This is a genomic window from Emticicia sp. SJ17W-69, from assembly GCF_051209875.1.
In the GTDB taxonomy this organism is placed as follows: domain Bacteria; phylum Bacteroidota; class Bacteroidia; order Cytophagales; family Spirosomataceae; genus Emticicia.
Window position 1 is genome coordinate 2,363,460 of record NZ_JBNTQY010000001.1, and the last position, 16,341, is coordinate 2,379,800.

At 33.8% G+C, this 16,341-nt stretch carries 11 protein-coding genes and 1 tRNA gene; 4 read left to right on the forward strand and 8 right to left on the reverse strand.

The window, feature by feature from the left end; translation table 11 throughout:
* Positions 1-155: 155 nt before the first annotated feature.
* Complete coding sequence (locus ACQUQZ_RS09700; protein ID WP_435354688.1) at positions 156-2,567, forward strand: TonB-dependent receptor domain-containing protein; 2,412 nt, start codon at positions 156-158, stop codon at positions 2,565-2,567.
* A 156-nt stretch (positions 2,568-2,723) separates the two neighbouring features.
* On the opposite strand, the gene ACQUQZ_RS09705 is transcribed toward ACQUQZ_RS09700, so the two are convergent.
* Genes ACQUQZ_RS09705 through ACQUQZ_RS09715 form a run of 3 tightly spaced genes read right to left on the reverse strand, consistent with a single transcriptional unit; the run spans position 2,724 to position 8,855 of the window.
* Positions 2,724-7,745 (reverse strand): glycosyl hydrolase family 18 protein, encoded by a 5,022-nt coding sequence (locus tag ACQUQZ_RS09705; RefSeq protein WP_435354689.1) that lies wholly within the window; start codon positions 7,743-7,745, stop codon positions 2,724-2,726.
* The gene (locus ACQUQZ_RS09710) at positions 7,742-8,059 is read right to left on the reverse strand and encodes a LytTR family transcriptional regulator DNA-binding domain-containing protein (protein ID WP_435354690.1); all 318 of its coding nucleotides are present in this window, start codon (positions 8,057-8,059) and stop codon (positions 7,742-7,744) included. The genes ACQUQZ_RS09705 and ACQUQZ_RS09710 overlap by 4 nt, the downstream gene beginning before the upstream one ends.
* A gap of 7 nt (positions 8,060-8,066) precedes the next feature.
* Positions 8,067-8,855, reverse strand: coding sequence for a hypothetical protein (locus ACQUQZ_RS09715; RefSeq protein ID WP_435354691.1), 789 nt, complete (start codon positions 8,853-8,855; stop codon positions 8,067-8,069).
* A 115-nt stretch (positions 8,856-8,970) separates the two neighbouring features.
* On the opposite strand from ACQUQZ_RS09715, the gene ACQUQZ_RS09720 reads away from it, so the two are divergent.
* The gene (locus ACQUQZ_RS09720; protein WP_435354692.1) at positions 8,971-10,353 is read left to right on the forward strand and encodes a hypothetical protein; all 1,383 of its coding nucleotides are present in this window, start codon (positions 8,971-8,973) and stop codon (positions 10,351-10,353) included.
* A 248-nt stretch (positions 10,354-10,601) separates the two neighbouring features.
* Here ACQUQZ_RS09720 and ACQUQZ_RS09725 read toward each other — a convergent pair.
* From ACQUQZ_RS09725 to ACQUQZ_RS09740, 4 genes are all read right to left on the reverse strand, one after another.
* Positions 10,602-10,675 (reverse strand) — tRNA-Asn (locus ACQUQZ_RS09725).
* Positions 10,676-10,799: 124 nt separating this feature from the next.
* Positions 10,800-11,084 (reverse strand): hypothetical protein, encoded by a 285-nt coding sequence (locus ACQUQZ_RS09730; RefSeq protein WP_435354693.1) that lies wholly within the window; start codon positions 11,082-11,084, stop codon positions 10,800-10,802.
* Between the two features lie 102 nt (positions 11,085-11,186).
* Positions 11,187-11,819 (reverse strand): 16S rRNA (guanine(527)-N(7))-methyltransferase RsmG, encoded by a 633-nt coding sequence (gene rsmG, locus ACQUQZ_RS09735; protein WP_435354694.1) that lies wholly within the window; start codon positions 11,817-11,819, stop codon positions 11,187-11,189.
* A 56-nt stretch (positions 11,820-11,875) separates the two neighbouring features.
* Positions 11,876-13,090, reverse strand: a complete 1,215-nt coding sequence (locus tag ACQUQZ_RS09740) for a glycosyltransferase (RefSeq protein ID WP_435354695.1) — start codon at positions 13,088-13,090, stop codon at positions 11,876-11,878.
* A 127-nt stretch (positions 13,091-13,217) separates the two neighbouring features.
* Between ACQUQZ_RS09740 and tgt the strand changes: the two genes are divergently transcribed.
* Positions 13,218-14,348, forward strand: coding sequence for a tRNA guanosine(34) transglycosylase Tgt (tgt, locus tag ACQUQZ_RS09745; RefSeq protein ID WP_435354697.1), 1,131 nt, complete (start codon positions 13,218-13,220; stop codon positions 14,346-14,348).
* An 81-nt stretch (positions 14,349-14,429) separates the two neighbouring features.
* Here tgt and ACQUQZ_RS09750 read toward each other — a convergent pair whose 3' ends face one another.
* Positions 14,430-15,008 carry a DNA-3-methyladenine glycosylase gene (locus tag ACQUQZ_RS09750; protein ID WP_435354698.1) on the reverse strand — a complete coding sequence of 193 codons (579 nt, stop codon included), beginning with the start codon at positions 15,006-15,008 and terminating at the stop codon, positions 14,430-14,432.
* A 100-nt stretch (positions 15,009-15,108) separates the two neighbouring features.
* On the opposite strand from ACQUQZ_RS09750, the gene ACQUQZ_RS09755 reads away from it, so the two are divergent.
* Positions 15,109-16,323 (forward strand): NADH-quinone oxidoreductase subunit D, encoded by a 1,215-nt coding sequence (locus tag ACQUQZ_RS09755; protein ID WP_435354699.1) that lies wholly within the window; start codon positions 15,109-15,111, stop codon positions 16,321-16,323.
* The last annotated feature ends 18 nt before the right edge of the window (positions 16,324-16,341 follow it).

The following is a 16,341-nucleotide window of genomic DNA, read 5'->3' on the forward strand; positions in this document are numbered from 1 at the left end:
CATTGTTAAGAATCGACAACCACAAACATTTATTCGACAGAATGGTGAAGAAATATTTTAATGTATCAAATATATGGAATTACTTAACTTTGTATTAAGCAGTGGAACACAAAGCTATTTTAATTTAAAAAGTAGGATAAAATTGAAAACAACTCATGAATCAACCAAAGATATTTACTTTAATAATTTTGCAACTATTTATTTTTTCATTCTCAATAGCACAAACTGCGGTTACTATTTCTGGAAATATCAAAGATAAAAATTCCAAAGCAATTTTGCCTTTTGTCAATGTGATTTTGAAAACAGAGAAAGATAGTACTTTTGTAAGTGGAACTGTGACTAATGAAGAAGGGCGTTTCGCTTTGACTAATATTAAGACAGGTAATTACTTCTTAGAAATTTCATATATTGGCTATTCTACTAAAAAGCAAGCTGTTTTTGTTGGGAAACTAACTGAATTTTTAGATTTGAATACCATCGAATTGGAAGCTAAAGCAACTTCTTTAGATGAGGTAGTTGTAACTGCCAAAACCAATGAAATAAGCGAACAAATGGATAAGAAAACTTTCGCATTGAAAGATAATATTAGTCAAAGCGGTGGCTCTATTTTACAGGCATTACAAAATCTACCAAGCATAACTGTTCAAGATGGGAAAGTACAATTACGTGGGAATGATAAAATAATTATATTGATTGATGGTAAACAAACAGCTCTGACTGGTTTTGGTAGTCAAAGTGGATTGGATAATATTCCTGCATCAGCAATTGAAAAAGTTGAAATTATCAATAATCCATCTGCGAAGTATGATGCAAATGGTAATGCAGGCATTATCAATATTATTTACAAAAAGAATAATAAAGAAGGATTTAACGGTAAAGTGGGCTTTACAACTGGTTTAGGTTCGCTTTGGGTACGTAGAGAAAATTTGCCAAGTATCAGACCTCAATACACATTTACGCCCAAGATAAATCCGAGTATATCACTCAATTACAAAAAAAACAAAGCCAATGTTTTTTTTCAAGGTGATTATTTATACACCGAAACACAGAATAAAAATGAGTTTGTTTATAGAACTTACGACAATGGCGATATTGTCAATCAACAATTAAAGCGTAATAGAAATACGCACTTTACTACCTTAAAATCAGGCATTGATTATACATTTAATGACCAAAATTTATTGACAGTTTCGGCACTTTTTGGCAGCGAAAAAATTATTGATCGTGGCGATGAGCCTTTTTTTAATGCAGATTTAACGGAAAGAAAACGCCTTTGGCAGTTTTTGGAAGATGAATTGAAAACTACCATCATGGCAACTGCCAATTATCAGCATAAATTCAAAGAAGCAGGGCATTTACTTAATATTGGTTTTAATTATACATTTCATAGAGAAGATGAGAAGTATTTTTATGATAATTATTTGCCAACTTCAAAAGGAACTGACGCTTTTAAATTACTTTCAGATGAACAAGTGTATGATTTTAATGTGGATTATATCAAACCACTAAAATATGGTAGAATTGAAACAGGTATTAAACTTCGTGATAGAGGTATTCCGACCAATATGCACTTTATTCCAGGGGCAAATTCTGTTTTGGATGTGAATGCAGGTGGTTGGGCGACTTATAAAGAGTTAATTCCTGCAGTTTATAGCAATTATATTTTTGAGAACAAAAAATGGGAAGCCGAATTAGGCTTGAGGCTTGAATATGTTAGGATCCAGTATGACGTAAATCCAAACCATGTAGTTTATAAAAGCGATGGTTATCATTATACACAGCCATTTCCCAATTTGCGTTTAGCCTATAAAATTAATGACAATAATAAACTTTCAGTTTTCTATAATCGTCGTGTTGATAGACCTAATGAAGTGGATATTCGTATTTTTCCAAAATATGATGATGCTGAAATTATTAAAGTTGGAAATCCTGCTTTGCGGCCACAATTCACCAATTCAATCGAATTGGGTTTTAAAACCAACTGGGAAAATGGTAGCTTATACAATGCCCTTTATCATAGATTTGCAGATGGCACCATTACAAGAATTTCAAGCATAGTTCCTGGTAGTAACTTAATTTATGCGATTTTCCAAAACGCAAGTAAAAGTTATAATACTGGTTTAGAGATGGTTTTGAGTCAGACTGTTTCAAAAAAATATTCGTTCAACATCAACTTTAATGCTTATAAAAATCAAATAGATGCTTTTACGGTTGAAAATAAATATCCTGTTAAAAATATATTTTCGGCGGCTAAACAAGAAATCATTTCAGGAAATATAAAGTTTAACAATACTGTTCATTTTGCAAAGAATATTGACGCTCAGTTGACAGCTATTTATTTAGCTCCAGATATTATTCCACAAGGTAAAATAAAATCACGTTTTTCATTAGACCTTGGACTAAAAAAAGCGATTCAAAATAAAAGAGGAGAGTTGTTTCTCAACGCAAGTGATTTGTTGAATACCATGATTATTAAAAGAGAAATCATAGGTCAAGGTTTTAAATATACCAGTAATGACTACTATGAGACACAGGTAGTTAGAATAGGTTATAATTATAAGCTTTAAATTTTTACAAGGCTAATATGTAATGAGTTGGATTTAAAGATAGGGGAGAGAAGATGAGTAAAATACAACTTACAAAGATAAAAGATCCAAATTAGTTTTCTTACTTCTTCACTCGAAGAAGTAAGAAAACTAAAATTGATGCTGAAAAATCAATTTTTAATTACAGCCTTTTGTCTGAGCTTCAAAATTTACGCCTTTAGCTGCATAAAATCCTGGTAAAAGCAAAATACTGTTGCCTGCATTATAAATAGTACCTGTATTTATGCTTGCCTTACTTGAAATAGTTTGACCAATTTTATATATTCCTGTTGCAAAATAGCCAACTCCCAATACTAACGAAGAAGGGCATGAAAGCGTGGTAAAGTATATGCTTGGTGTAAATGCTGAAAGTATTCCATCAATACATACTGTTTGTATTTGTGCTTCGTAATTTGTGCCTGGCAATAAATTAGTAAGCCAAGTTTGCGAGGTAGTTAAGTTGTTAGCAGTTCCCCAAATTGATGAACCTATAACCCTAAACTTTAAATTTACATTTGAAGGCGTACTATTCCATTGAATATTTGCAGTGGTTTCAGTTAGGTTTGTCCCAGATGGAGTTATGATTGAAGCCGACCTGCAATAAGTTGCCGAAAACGTAGAAGTAGAGTAGTTGCTACTATTGGTTGGACTGCAGACTGTTTTTACTTGCCATTCATAAGTTTGTCCATTATTAAGGCCACTTAAAGTCGTCACTACAATACCATCTTGGGTGCAAGAAATCAAAGCTGTTTCAGTCCAATTGATTGTACCACTTACACGATAACGAACAACATAGTTATTCCCTGCTATACCTTTCCAATAAGGTTGAAACGAAGTAGGAAAGGTATTTTGCCATTGCATATCCGTTGGAATTGGGCAAGAAGTTGCGTTTACTGTAACAGTTCCACTGCCTCTTGATGCACTAACACAAGTATCAATCGTACAATCAGCATAATAAATAGTTGTACTATTTAATGATGGAGTTATAAAACTGCTGCCATTGCCTAAACTTGAACTTCCTGTTGGAACATTATACCAATTTATTGTTCCCAAACAGCCTGTTGCAGCAAGTGTAGCAGTCTGGCCGTTATTAATTGTGGTAGAGGTTATGCTCGGAATTGGTGGTAAAGTTTTTTCTGTGATTAATAAACTTTTAATAGAAGTGCAAGTATTTGCATCAGTTACTAAGCATAAATATGCCCCAACTCCAATTGTTACATTTTGTGTTGTTTGATTATTCGACCAATTGAATGTATATGGTGCTAAACCGCCCGTTGGATTGGCTGTTAAAATGGAAGTTGCTCCTTGACATACTTCAGTATTTCCACTTATAGATAAATCAATCGGAGAGGATGAACTTGGAATATAGATTGTTTCCATTTGAGAACAGCCAGTATTGGTTTGTGTTACAATCACTGAATATGAGCCACTTTTTTTTGCACTTATGGAGGCATTGGTACTTTGGTCACTCCATAAAAAACTATATAAACCACTTGGTGATATGCTTACAGAAGCAGAACCATCTGATTTTGAGCAAGTAGCTTGTGTATAACTTGAAATTATTGTAAAATTAACACTACTAATTGATACAATACCTGTAATCGTATTTCCACTATTATCAGTAATAAAATAGGTATAATCACCAGCATTGATATTTGTTAATGTTGTCCCTGTACCGACCGTTAGGCTCGCTTTTTTCCATGTACACAAATATCCACCTGTTCCGCCAGAAATATTTAAAGATACTGAACCATTGGTAGCACTTGCACAACTTGGCTTGATGATTGATTCACTAACTTGAATACTTGGAACAGTCGTACACTTTATAATATTAAAATAATCACTTAAATCTAATCCCCAGGTAGCACCGTCAATATCTTCAACCTTAAATTTAAGCTGTGTAGTTGAAATATTGGGCACTTGCCAAGCATAACTATGGCTTGTATAAGCATTTCCACCAGTTGTACTACTTATCAAAATCCATGTATTTCCTCCATCTATTGAGTAATAAAGCCTATAACCATTAGAATCGGTATCCCCTTGTTGCCAAGTAATATTTATGGTTTGTCCGCATGTTAAAACTTCTTGAATATTTGGATATGTAATGTTAACAGTATTATTTAATGGATCTTTTACTGTAAAAAAGCCATCGCTGATAATCCAAGGTAAATTTGTATCATAACAATCATATCTTATTCTCATTTTGCCAAATCGTGTGTATTGCCCCATTGAATTGAAGCTGTCTTCTCCATCATTAGCAACACAATTACTACCACTTCCTCCCCCACAAATATTATTTGGAGGACTATAAAAATAGGGTAGCCAATTTAACCCACCGTCTAAAGAATATTCGATTGCAGCATCTGAGTAAGGGTTGAGTGCATTTGAAGTCCATTGAATGGTGTTATTGGGGCTATAACATAAATCAAAAGATTTTCTATCGAATTGAGTTAGCCAATTTATTATAGGAATATTTGTAGCTTTTATTGCGATATAATATGGTGAAGACGCACAACTTCCTTCAAATGTTATTTTTGCTTGTGCCGAATAATTGGCATTGATGGAAGCATTGATCATAACTTCCAAAGTAATACTTTCATTTGGATTTAAACTATAATAGTATTCTGTTAAGTAACCTACATTTGGCACCCAAATACCAAAATAATTGCCATGTTGCCCTTCAAACTTTACCCAACCCTGCGTATATTGATTGGTTGGGTTATTGATGGTGAAGTATTGCTGTCCGTACGAGCCAGAACCAATGAAACCAAAATCAATGGATGATTTATTGATGGTAGCACAAGAGTTGCCATTACCTCCGCCGATACTGTTTTCAGTAGGACATTCTATTTTTAAATTATATTCGCCACTTACACCATTTTCACCATCTACCACAAAATAATAAGTTTGACCAGCCGTTATATCAAAACTTCCTCTAATATCTACGCCACCACCAGCATAAGCGAGTGTATGTTGCATATCGCCACATGATGATAATACATATAAATCTAAATTTCCAGTGGCTATTTCGTTAAAAACAAAATTTAAAATACCTGACGAACAAGCAGTAAACGTATGAACCTTTTCTGGTCCATCTTTATTAATTGGAAAATACTCACCATTTGCTCCATAATGACTGACTTTGTTTACAGCACCTGCTGTAGTACCATGATGAGTGATGCCACAACTTAACACAACCGCTTCTGAGCAATCTAATTTTTCATTGATTTGTATAGGTGGAGCTGTCGTTTGAGCTGTCATGTTGACACCATAGTTGCACCCATAGTTAGTTGCATTATGATTAATATAAATTGGCACCGAAACCGAGCCATAAGCACTAGGGGTATAGCGTATATAGAAATCTTGGAATTCGCCTGGTTGGAGATAAAATGAGTTGGTAAGATTTTGTATTTCAAATGCTGGATGATTTGGAGCAATTTTCAAACTACCTTGCAGTATTCCTGTAGAAGGATTACTAATTCTTAAATACTCATCTCCAAACGAACCTAAAGAAATTTCATTAAAATCCATTTCATTGGGTCGGCTAATTGTCATTTGAACACCTTGAGTCGTATTGCAGTTGGAAGCACTTTCACCACCAGTAATTTCACTTACAACTTCATAAGTATCAGAATCAATTAATAATCCATTTGCATATACTCTTAATTCATAGAACCCCGCTGGGTCTGTAATTGGAGATGTTCCCCTATCTAAATATTCAATAGCATTTGGTGGTAGAGTAACGGTTTTGGTAGAAATTAAACTAACTTCCAAACCAGTTTTTAAATTTTTCCAACCTAAAGATAGCGTACCATTGAATGTTTGAGTCGCATTGTTTTCAATTTCTACAAAAAAAGAGTTTATTGCCGTATTTAATATATTTAATCTTGCATTTGATGTAGAATTATTACTAACTAAAACTCTTGGTGAAATATTAGGTTTGGACTTCAATGGCTTGATGACAGTAAATAAACCGTCTTTTATGGTTTTTAATAATGAATATTTAGAATCTGCTTCATCATTCCCGATTGCCCATATAAATACTCCAATGCACTTATCTTTTTGTCCAGGTTCTTGTAGCCATTTGACTTTAGTGGCGATAGTATTTTTACCATTATAATATGGGTGACTTACGTCCGTTTTTCCACAAATTTTTAAATCATGGTCATCCCATTCACTAATTTCTTTAAGGTTAGCTATGGTCCCATTTTGCGAAGTACAAAGAATATCTTTATAAGCAATTTCATTACCATCACCTATATATTTACCATAAAATGGTAACCCCATTACTATATTTTTATTTCCTTTGGTTTTTCCAAAGTCATCTTTAAATTCCCAATATGGAGCATGATTCGGAGATTTATTAGTGGTTGGGTAATCATAAGACATTATATTAATACTATTGTAAGAGTAATAAGTCAATGCCTTTGAGTAATTTTTCCACATATTTTTCATCTCAGCAGTCAATGATAATTCAAAAGGTACTTTTTTTGAAGCGATTCTTAGTAAATTTTCAGTAGCTATTGCTGTACTGAGTAATTTTACAAATTCGGAATAATTTTTATCCATAACGGCACGATATTCCAAATCAATGTCTATTCCTATAACACCGTAACTTTCATAATTTTTCAAAAAACTCAATAACCCGTACACTAACTTTGTTCTCTTTGTAGAAGTACTCATTAGTGTCTGATAAGCGTTATAAAAACAACCGATTTGTTCATCTTGAGTTTTACCACTACCTGCACCTCCAATAGAAATATAATATTTCTTATTTAAGAATTTCTTATTCAAATTAATAAGCATTGTTTTAACTTCTGAATCAGTTTTTGCTGGAACAGGATGTATTTTGCCTTTTTCATCCTTATATTCTGTAATTTCTCTAAATTCCCATTTATAATTGCCTGCTGCATCTAATGCACTGGTTGCAGTTCCATTATCATTTAATTGTGGATTGGCAAAAGCTAAATTGATTTGAGTATAATTACTAAAATAGGAAGAATTATATTTAGCTGCATCTGAATTACTGGGGTCAGATATCCACCACTGATAATTTGGTAAATACCCAATTACCTTAAACTGTCCCCATCCATGAATAGAAATAAGACAAAAAAAGTGTAAAGAGAATATCGTTTTTGGAGAAAATAGAATATTTTTCATAAGTCATATAGATTAGATGTTATTTGATTTTTCAAAGTAGTGCGTAATGCTTTCAACCTTCTTCTTGAAATTGAAAACACCATATCATTATTCATATAAACTTTGGATTCATCTACTAGGAAGCTTTTAACAAAACTAATATTTATCAAAAACCCTTTGTTTATACACAAAAATTGCCCTGTAACCAATAAATCTTGCTCAACTTTTTTGAGTGTTTTGCTTATCGTATGTTTTTTGCCATCGGCACAGCACAAATCAGTGTAATTGATTTGTGCTTGTGCAAACATGATGGTATTGACGGCTAAGTTTTTCATACTTATCTTAATTAAAAACGCCAATTGGTTGCATAAAAAAGCCACCATCGGTAGCAGAAACATTCATGCTATCTAAGAATGTGGTATAATTGACAGTCTTTTTATTCTTCCCCGAAGATTCAGATTCTAATGGATCTATATAGGTAGCAGTACCAGTGCCATCTTTTCCTAAATTTAATCCAACCAATACAACGGCATGTCCAACTCCAACAAGGTCGTATTTTTTGGTAGTTGCATTGTATTTTTTATTAATTGAAATAATACTTGGGTCGGCTGTTCCATTAATTCTGACGGCAATAATGATTGGTTTGTCGAGGGTTAAATACTTTTTAATCGCATTTTTAGCATCTGATCTAATTGTATAGGCATCTTGCTCCCAAGTACGATGTTTATTGCCCAAATCATTTTTCGCTTGACGTCCTGGCTTAGTCCAGTCTGTACCAGTTTTGCAAGTTGTTCCCATTGAAACAGCCAAATCCCAGTAGGTAGTAGCATCCACTGCCCATTTCTTTTCATAAATCCTTCTTGCGATTAAATATGCAGTTGGCAAGCAGCCCCAAGCTTTTATACAAGCAGCTTTAGAGTCTTTACTCATATTTGTAGGAATATCACTTTCTCGCCAATGTTTATAATTGGTTAAAGTAATCGTTTTAGCAAAAGATTCGTCAGTAGCAAGACGAAACTGCCCTGAAGTTTGGGTACTCACCGATTTGTGACTTTCTGGCAATTGAACGTCATACTTACAGCCACTAAGAAATATCCAGCAGGCCAAATAGATTTTTGAAAATGTTTTCATAATTGTGAAGTTTTAGATTTGAAAATTGTGCAAATATTAGTTTTGATTGATTTTTGGAATGTAGAAATATTTGGGAATTACATGAGATTTTGAACAAATTGATATATTTACTGGTATGCAAGCGATTAATAAAGAACAAATTTTATTGATTTTAAAAAAAGCATGGGAGTTGACATCAACGAAACCTTTGTTGGAAAAGGATATCGAAAAATTTACTAAAACTGACTGGGAATTTACTGCTTTAGAAATCGAAGAATTACTAAAAGTATATGGATTAAAAATTACAGGAGAATCGATAGTTGGCTTACTCGAAAAGAATATTAGCAATCGAAATACAGCAATATACGTACTTGCGATTTTTATTTTGAAGAAAGAAGACGATTTGTCTTCATTAGAGTTAATAAAATTAGACAATTTTAAAATTGCAAAACATTATTTTTTGAATAAACTATTATTGAAACTGAATGCTAATACAAATATTCAGATCCAGTCAGATAGCTTAAATTTTGTTGAAAATGACTCAAACAATGATGTAAATCGAAAAAGGAATTACGAAGTAATTTTTAAGTATATTTTATCGTTTATCTTAATTTTTATTCTTATTATTTTGATGATACCTAAAAATGTATCACTCAAAAATGATAATATTAAATTATCGTTTACTTTTCCAAAAGGTAAAGCGATACCAACCACCGTTTTATTTAAGTATGATATTTCTTCATATTCTTATGATAGTGCCTATTTTGATTATGGTGATAGAAAAAAAGTCAAGCTTTTGACAAATAAGGGTGTATTTAAGCATACATATACAGCACCACGAGAACTTACACCCATTTTATATGTTGATACTCTCAAAAAAGTATTTCCAATGATTATTCCTTCAGATGGTTGGTTTGCGATTGCCGGAAGCGGGAATAAACTACACTATTATAAAAAAAATGAGGAGAATATAAATGGAGTTTTACATTTATCGCCAAATAAAGTACCTTCTAATGTTTTGGATGCTGAAGGACATTATCTTACAGCATTTATAAATATTTCAGATTTTGATTTTGATTGTGATCATTTAGAATTTGAAACGATGGTAAAAAATCCAATCGAAGAAGGGGGGATTCGTTGCTTTGATGTTGGGATTGATTTAGTGGGTGTTTATAATGGAAAAAAAGGAGTAATATCATTCAATATTTTAGAACCTACTTGTACAGAATATTCTCGTATTAAAATTGGGGATACTGAAATCGGTTACAATAGTCCAATCACTAATCCAAAGCCTCCATTGAAAGGCTTTGACACTTCAAAATGGATAAAAATAAAGTTTACAACTAAAAATAAGGTGTTAAATATTTATGCCAACGGTGAATTGTTATACACATTGCCATACACTGGAAATGTGGGTAAATTGAAATTTATCCAAATTGCGTTTTTAGGATCAGGGTCTGTTGATTGGATTCAAATTAAAAATACAGATGGTAAAAATCTTTTAAAAAGTGATTTTTAAAGATTTTTGGACAAATACTTATCTGTATATTTCTATCTATATATTTGTACTATCTTTAGGGTTATATTTGTATTTATCGTTGAAAGTCTAATTTTATTCATTGATCATTGAAATGATCTCCTTGAAATTCTTTGTTTTTATGTTCAATTTCTTCTAAATTATTTATCTCCAAATTTGGGATAGTAGATAAACTAATAAATCCAATAAAAAAGCCTTATAATCGTCTGATTATAAGGCTTTTAACTCTGCTCCCGAAGCTGGGCTCGAACCAGCGACCCTCTGATTAACAGTCAGATGCTCTAACCGACTGAGCTATTCGGGAATTTGTTTTTCGGTTATAATTTCGTTGTTTCGAAATCATAATGCAAAGGTACGCTTTTTACTTTTTGTTGTCAATAAAAAAATAAACTTTTTTTTAATTTATTTTTTTGAGTTGATAAACGCCCTTAGTGTGTTGCTCGTTCTAAGATTAACTCTTTGATTTTTCTTGCATCAGATTTTACAAAGTTTTCAATAATAATCTCATGTTCTCTTGCACGTGCTTTGATACGAATGGTGGAGAAAAAGATCCCCGAGTCGATCTCAACACCTGCAATATCATTGTAAAAAACAAAGTTTTCGTTACTACTAAATACTTTACGTTCTTTAAAAGTAACACCTTTCTCACCGAAAATTACTTCGTCTGGCATCAAAGGGTTTTTGATGGTACTTGCTGAAAATCTTTCGTTCATAATTTTATTAATTTGATAATTTTGAGATTTACAATTTGAAGATAATGATATTCTGATAAATGAAAACGTTTTTTTGAATTTTCAAATTTTCTAATCTTCAAATTAAAATGGTACATAAACTACTTTTTTTGTCTCAAAGAATTCTTCTTCAAAATACTCAGAGAGGTTATAAAGGCTATATTTGCCACCAAATTCTTGTAATTCTTCCTCTAAATCGCCCCCTTTTAAGTATAAAATGCCATTTTTTAAATCATTGAAATGATTGTTCGTCACTTTATCTTTCACCCAACCATAAAATGGTTTAAGTCTTGTAACTGCTCGGCTTATGACAAAATCATAATCATTTGCTACGTTTTCAGCACGTTCATGTTGTGCTGTCAAATTCTTCAAACCAATGGACTGTGCAACTTCTGTAACAACCTTTATTTTTTTGCCAATAGAATCTACTAAATGAAAATGACATTCTGGAAATAAAATTGCCAATGGAATGCCAGGAAAACCTCCGCCTGTGCCAACATCTAATATTTCGGTTCCAGCTTTAAAAGACATCACTTTAGCAATTCCCAAAGAATGTAAAACGTGTTTTTCGTACAGATTTTCAATATCTTGACGAGAAACCACGTTGATTTGAGCATTCCAAAAAGTATATAATTCTTGCAACTGCCCGAACTGCTTCAACTGTTTTTCTGACAGCTTGGGAAAGTATTTTATAATTATGTTAATATCTGACTGCATAGATATAAAAATGTTTGCGTGATCTATTGATCGTCGTTTGAATACTATCGACTATTTCAACGCCATTTAATTTTCTTTGGATTTGAAAAAATAGTGATAAGCCCAAAAATTAAATAATAACCAGCATAAAGCAAATCATAATAAGGTATTTTCCATGAACTAACGGTATTATTGAGTTTTTTATTTGACTTTGCCAATACAATCCAACGAATAAATAACCATAAAAAGAAAACGAAAGTTATTAAACGCATCCAATCATTATACAAATAAAAATCTTGCAGGTTATTATCATCTAATAAATAAGTTGGAATTCTTGACCACTCAGGAGCTTCAAACCAATCAGGTTGAATGAAAAATACGGGTAAAAACCAAAACCAACAAATTAAATGAGTTGCTGCCAATAGCCCCAAGGAGATTTTATCACGTAACTTATAGCGTTTTCCTACTGATAAATGTCTGCGTTTTTGTGTAATCCATTCTTTCCATGTTTTCTTTGGTACTGACATAACATGTGCTGCTGAGTCAATACAAATAGCGACATTTTCTTTATTTGAGGCTTCATTGATAAATAAATCATCATCACCCCCTAAAAGCCCATGATGACTTGCAAAACCATTGGTTACCCAAAATAATTCTCGGCGATACATCAAGTTTCTGCCAATTCCCATGTATGGCATTTTGGCCAAAGTAAACGAAAAATACTGAATGGCTGTTTGAAATGTTTCGTAACGAATCAAAGAATTGAGTCGAGAATCTTCATATTCATAAGGAGAAAAGCCTAACACAACATCTTTTCCTTGTGTCATTTGAGCCACCATTGTATCAATCCAATGGGTACTTGTCGGGCGGCAATCAGCATCAGTCAAAAGGATGATTTCTTTTGAGGCTTTCTTAATTCCCATTGTTACAGCATATTTTTTTGCTGTAAAATGAGAAGGTAAGCTCTCAATCCTAACAAAGCTCACTTTTTTATATCCACCTTCATTAAACAATAGATAATCGTAAGAGCCATCATGCGAACGGTCATCGGCAACAATAATTTCAAAATTTGGATATTCTTGGGCTTCTAAAAGTGGTAATAACTCTTTCAAATTTTCCAATTCGTTCCAAGCAGCGACAACAATCGAAACACCAGGTTTTTTCACTTGCTCGGAATCTCGCTCAAAGTCAAAATGAGAGAGAAGGCGAGTGAAAATCCCCAAGATAAAAGCCAATTGAATGATGACAGCAGCAAAAAAAATAAACGGTAGTAAATAGTGCCAAAACACCATTGTATATGCGGTTTAGGTGAAATATTTTGCAAATATACAAAGCTTCAACGAAAGGAATAGAAAAGTTGATTTAAAAATCAATGAATAAATACTTGTATTAGCCAAAATGAAGGTTGAAATTTGCTCCATGAAATATGAATTGCAAAAAACTGACACCCAATCGAAGGCTCGTGCGGGTAAAATAACGACTGACCATGGCGAAATCCAAACGCCAATTTTTATGCCTGTTGGTACTGCTGCTACCGTAAAGGCTGTTCATCAACGTGAATTGGTGAATGATATAAAAGCTCAGATTATTTTGGGAAATACTTACCATTTATATCTCCGTCCAGGACTTGATATTTTGGAACGTGCGGGCGGACTACATAAATTTAATGGTTGGTCAGGTCCAATTTTGACCGATTCGGGAGGTTATCAGGTTTTTTCTTTGAAAGATATTCGTAAGATTTCAGAGGAAGGCGTGAAATTTCAGTCGCATATTGACGGTTCGAGACATTTATTTACACCTGAAAGTGTCATGGATATCCAACGAGTGATTGGTGCGGATATTATTATGGCTTTTGATGAATGTGCTCCGTACCCCTGCGATTATGAATATGCCAGAAAATCAATGGAAATGACACACCGTTGGCTCACACGTTGTATCAATCGCTTTGATAGCACTGAAGGGAAATATGGCTATTCACAAGCACTTTTTCCGATTGTGCAGGGAAGTACCTATAAAGATTTACGTATAAAATCTGCTGAATTGGTTGCCGAACAAAACCGAGAAGGAAATGCGATTGGTGGCTTGGCGGTAGGTGAACCCGCCGAAAAAATGTATGAAACCATTGACTATGTCAATGATATTCTACCAAAAGACAAGCCTCGTTATTTGATGGGAGTCGGAACTCCTGAAAATATTTTGGAAGGGATTGCACTCGGAATTGATATGTTCGACTGCGTCATGCCAACTCGTAACGCACGGAATGGGATGTTATTTACTACACAAGGCATTATTAATATCAGAAATGAAAAATGGAAAGATGATTTTTCTCCTATTGATGAAATGCTTGGTGGTTATGTGAGTACTTTTTATTCAAGGGCATATCTTCGCCATTTGGTAAAATGCGATGAGATTTTAGCAGCACAAATAGCTTCTGTTCACAACCTGACTTTTTATTTATGGCTTGTTGGACAAGCACGTGAGCATATTTTAGCAGGTGATTTCTCGACTTGGAAAAATTCAATGGTAAAACAGACAATGCAGCGGTTGTGAGGTGAGGTCTGAATAAAAAGGTTTTTAATTGAAAAATTTGCAATTGGAGTTTTAAAAATATAGATGTTCGGTCGTAAATAGCTACTTCCGACTAACAAACCTATTCCCCTCAATATAAAACCGATAAGGTAAATCGACTCCTTGTGTAATGCCAATGCGTGTAGTTGTAATGACTTGATAGTCAGTGTTTTGTGGTTTGAGACAATAAAGTTTATCAGAATTTAATGATAAGAAATTAAAGTGAGGAGTAATTCCCATTGCTTGTACTAATTTGGCTGGGCCGCTACATAAATTTCTTAAATCTTTGGTTTTACGGCGTTCTTGCATCAGTTCAATGCCTTCAGTTGGTTCTAAAGCACGAATTAGCACTGCTTCGCCAATGCCCTCTGCTCCGCTAACAATATTAAAACAATGATGTAGCCCATAAATGAGATAAACATAACTCACACCAGCACCTTCAAACATGGGGGCATTTCTTGCAGATTTTTTTCGGTAAGCATGGCAAGCGGGGTCACTTTTTAGATAGGCTTCAGTTTCAACTATGATGCCAGAAGTCTGTCCTTCTATGCCATTATGAACGAGTGTGCAACCCAGCAATTGCTTCGCAAGGGTGAGTGTATCATGTTTTTCGTAAAATTCTTTGTGAAGAACGTTTTGCATCTGTACTTTTGGTAAACATTTTGTTACGAAGATATAAAAACTCTTTTTTAATGTATGACAATTTTCTAAATTGTCGATTAGCTAAACTCAATCACAAAATTTGCAACACGTACAATATAAATATCGTCCGGAAAATCTGACTATTTCAGAGCCAAATAAATATAAACCCGAAGATTTATATTCGGAAGAAATGGTATTGAATCTTGGCCCACAACATCCATCTACTCATGGAGTTTTACGCTTAGAGGTAGTGACTGATGGAGAAATTGTAGTAGATGTGGTTTCTCATTTAGGCTATCTTCACCGTTGTTTCGAGAAACACGCACAAAGTTTGCCTTTCAACCAAAGTATTCCTTATGTGGATAGACTGGATTATGTAGCAGCCATGAATTCAGAGTTGGCGTATGTGATGGGTATCGAAAAAATGCTCGGAATTGATAAAGATTTACCCAAAAGAGTAGAATATATCAGAGTTTTGGTAGCTGAGTTGAACCGTTTGGCGTCACATTTTATTGCAATTGGCACTTATGCACTTGATATTGGTGCAGCAACGCCTTTCTTATGGATTTTCCGTGATCGTGAGCATATCATGCGAATGCTGGAATGGCTTTGTGGAGCAAGAATGTTATACAATTATATTTGGGTAGGTGGCCTTTTCTATGACCTTCCAGTTGGTTTTGAAGAGCGTTGTACTGAATTTGTTGAGTATTTAAAGCCCAAATTAATCGAATTACAACAATTAGTGATTGAAAATCATATTTTCATCAATCGAACTGCCAATGTAGGTGTTTTACCATTGGCAATGGCTGTAAATTATGGTTGCACAGGCCCAGTTTTGAGAGGTTCTGGCCTTAAATGGGATTTAAGAAAAGTAGATGCTTATTCGGTTTATTCAGAAATAGACTTTGATATTCCTGTGGGTAGGGGTGAGGTTGGACAAGTGGGTGATTGTTGGGATAGAAATAATGTGCGTGTGCAGGAATGTTGGCAATCGCTCCGAATCATTGAGCAAGCTTTAGAAAAACTCACTAAAGAACACAAACGCACCACAGATTTTGACCCACAAGCACTTGTTCCGAAGAAAATTCGCCCTCCAAAAATGGACTTTTATGCTCGTGCAGAAAACCCAAAAGGTGAATTAGGCTTCTTTTTTCGCACAGATGGCCGCTCAGATGTGCCTGTCAGAGTAAAAGCAAGAGCTTGTTCTTTTAATAATTTGTCAGTATTACCCGAACTGTCAAGAGGAGGGATGATTGCCGATTTGGTTGCAGTGATTGGCTCTTTAGATGTTGTAATGGGTGAGGTTGATAGATGATTTATGTAAAATGACTTT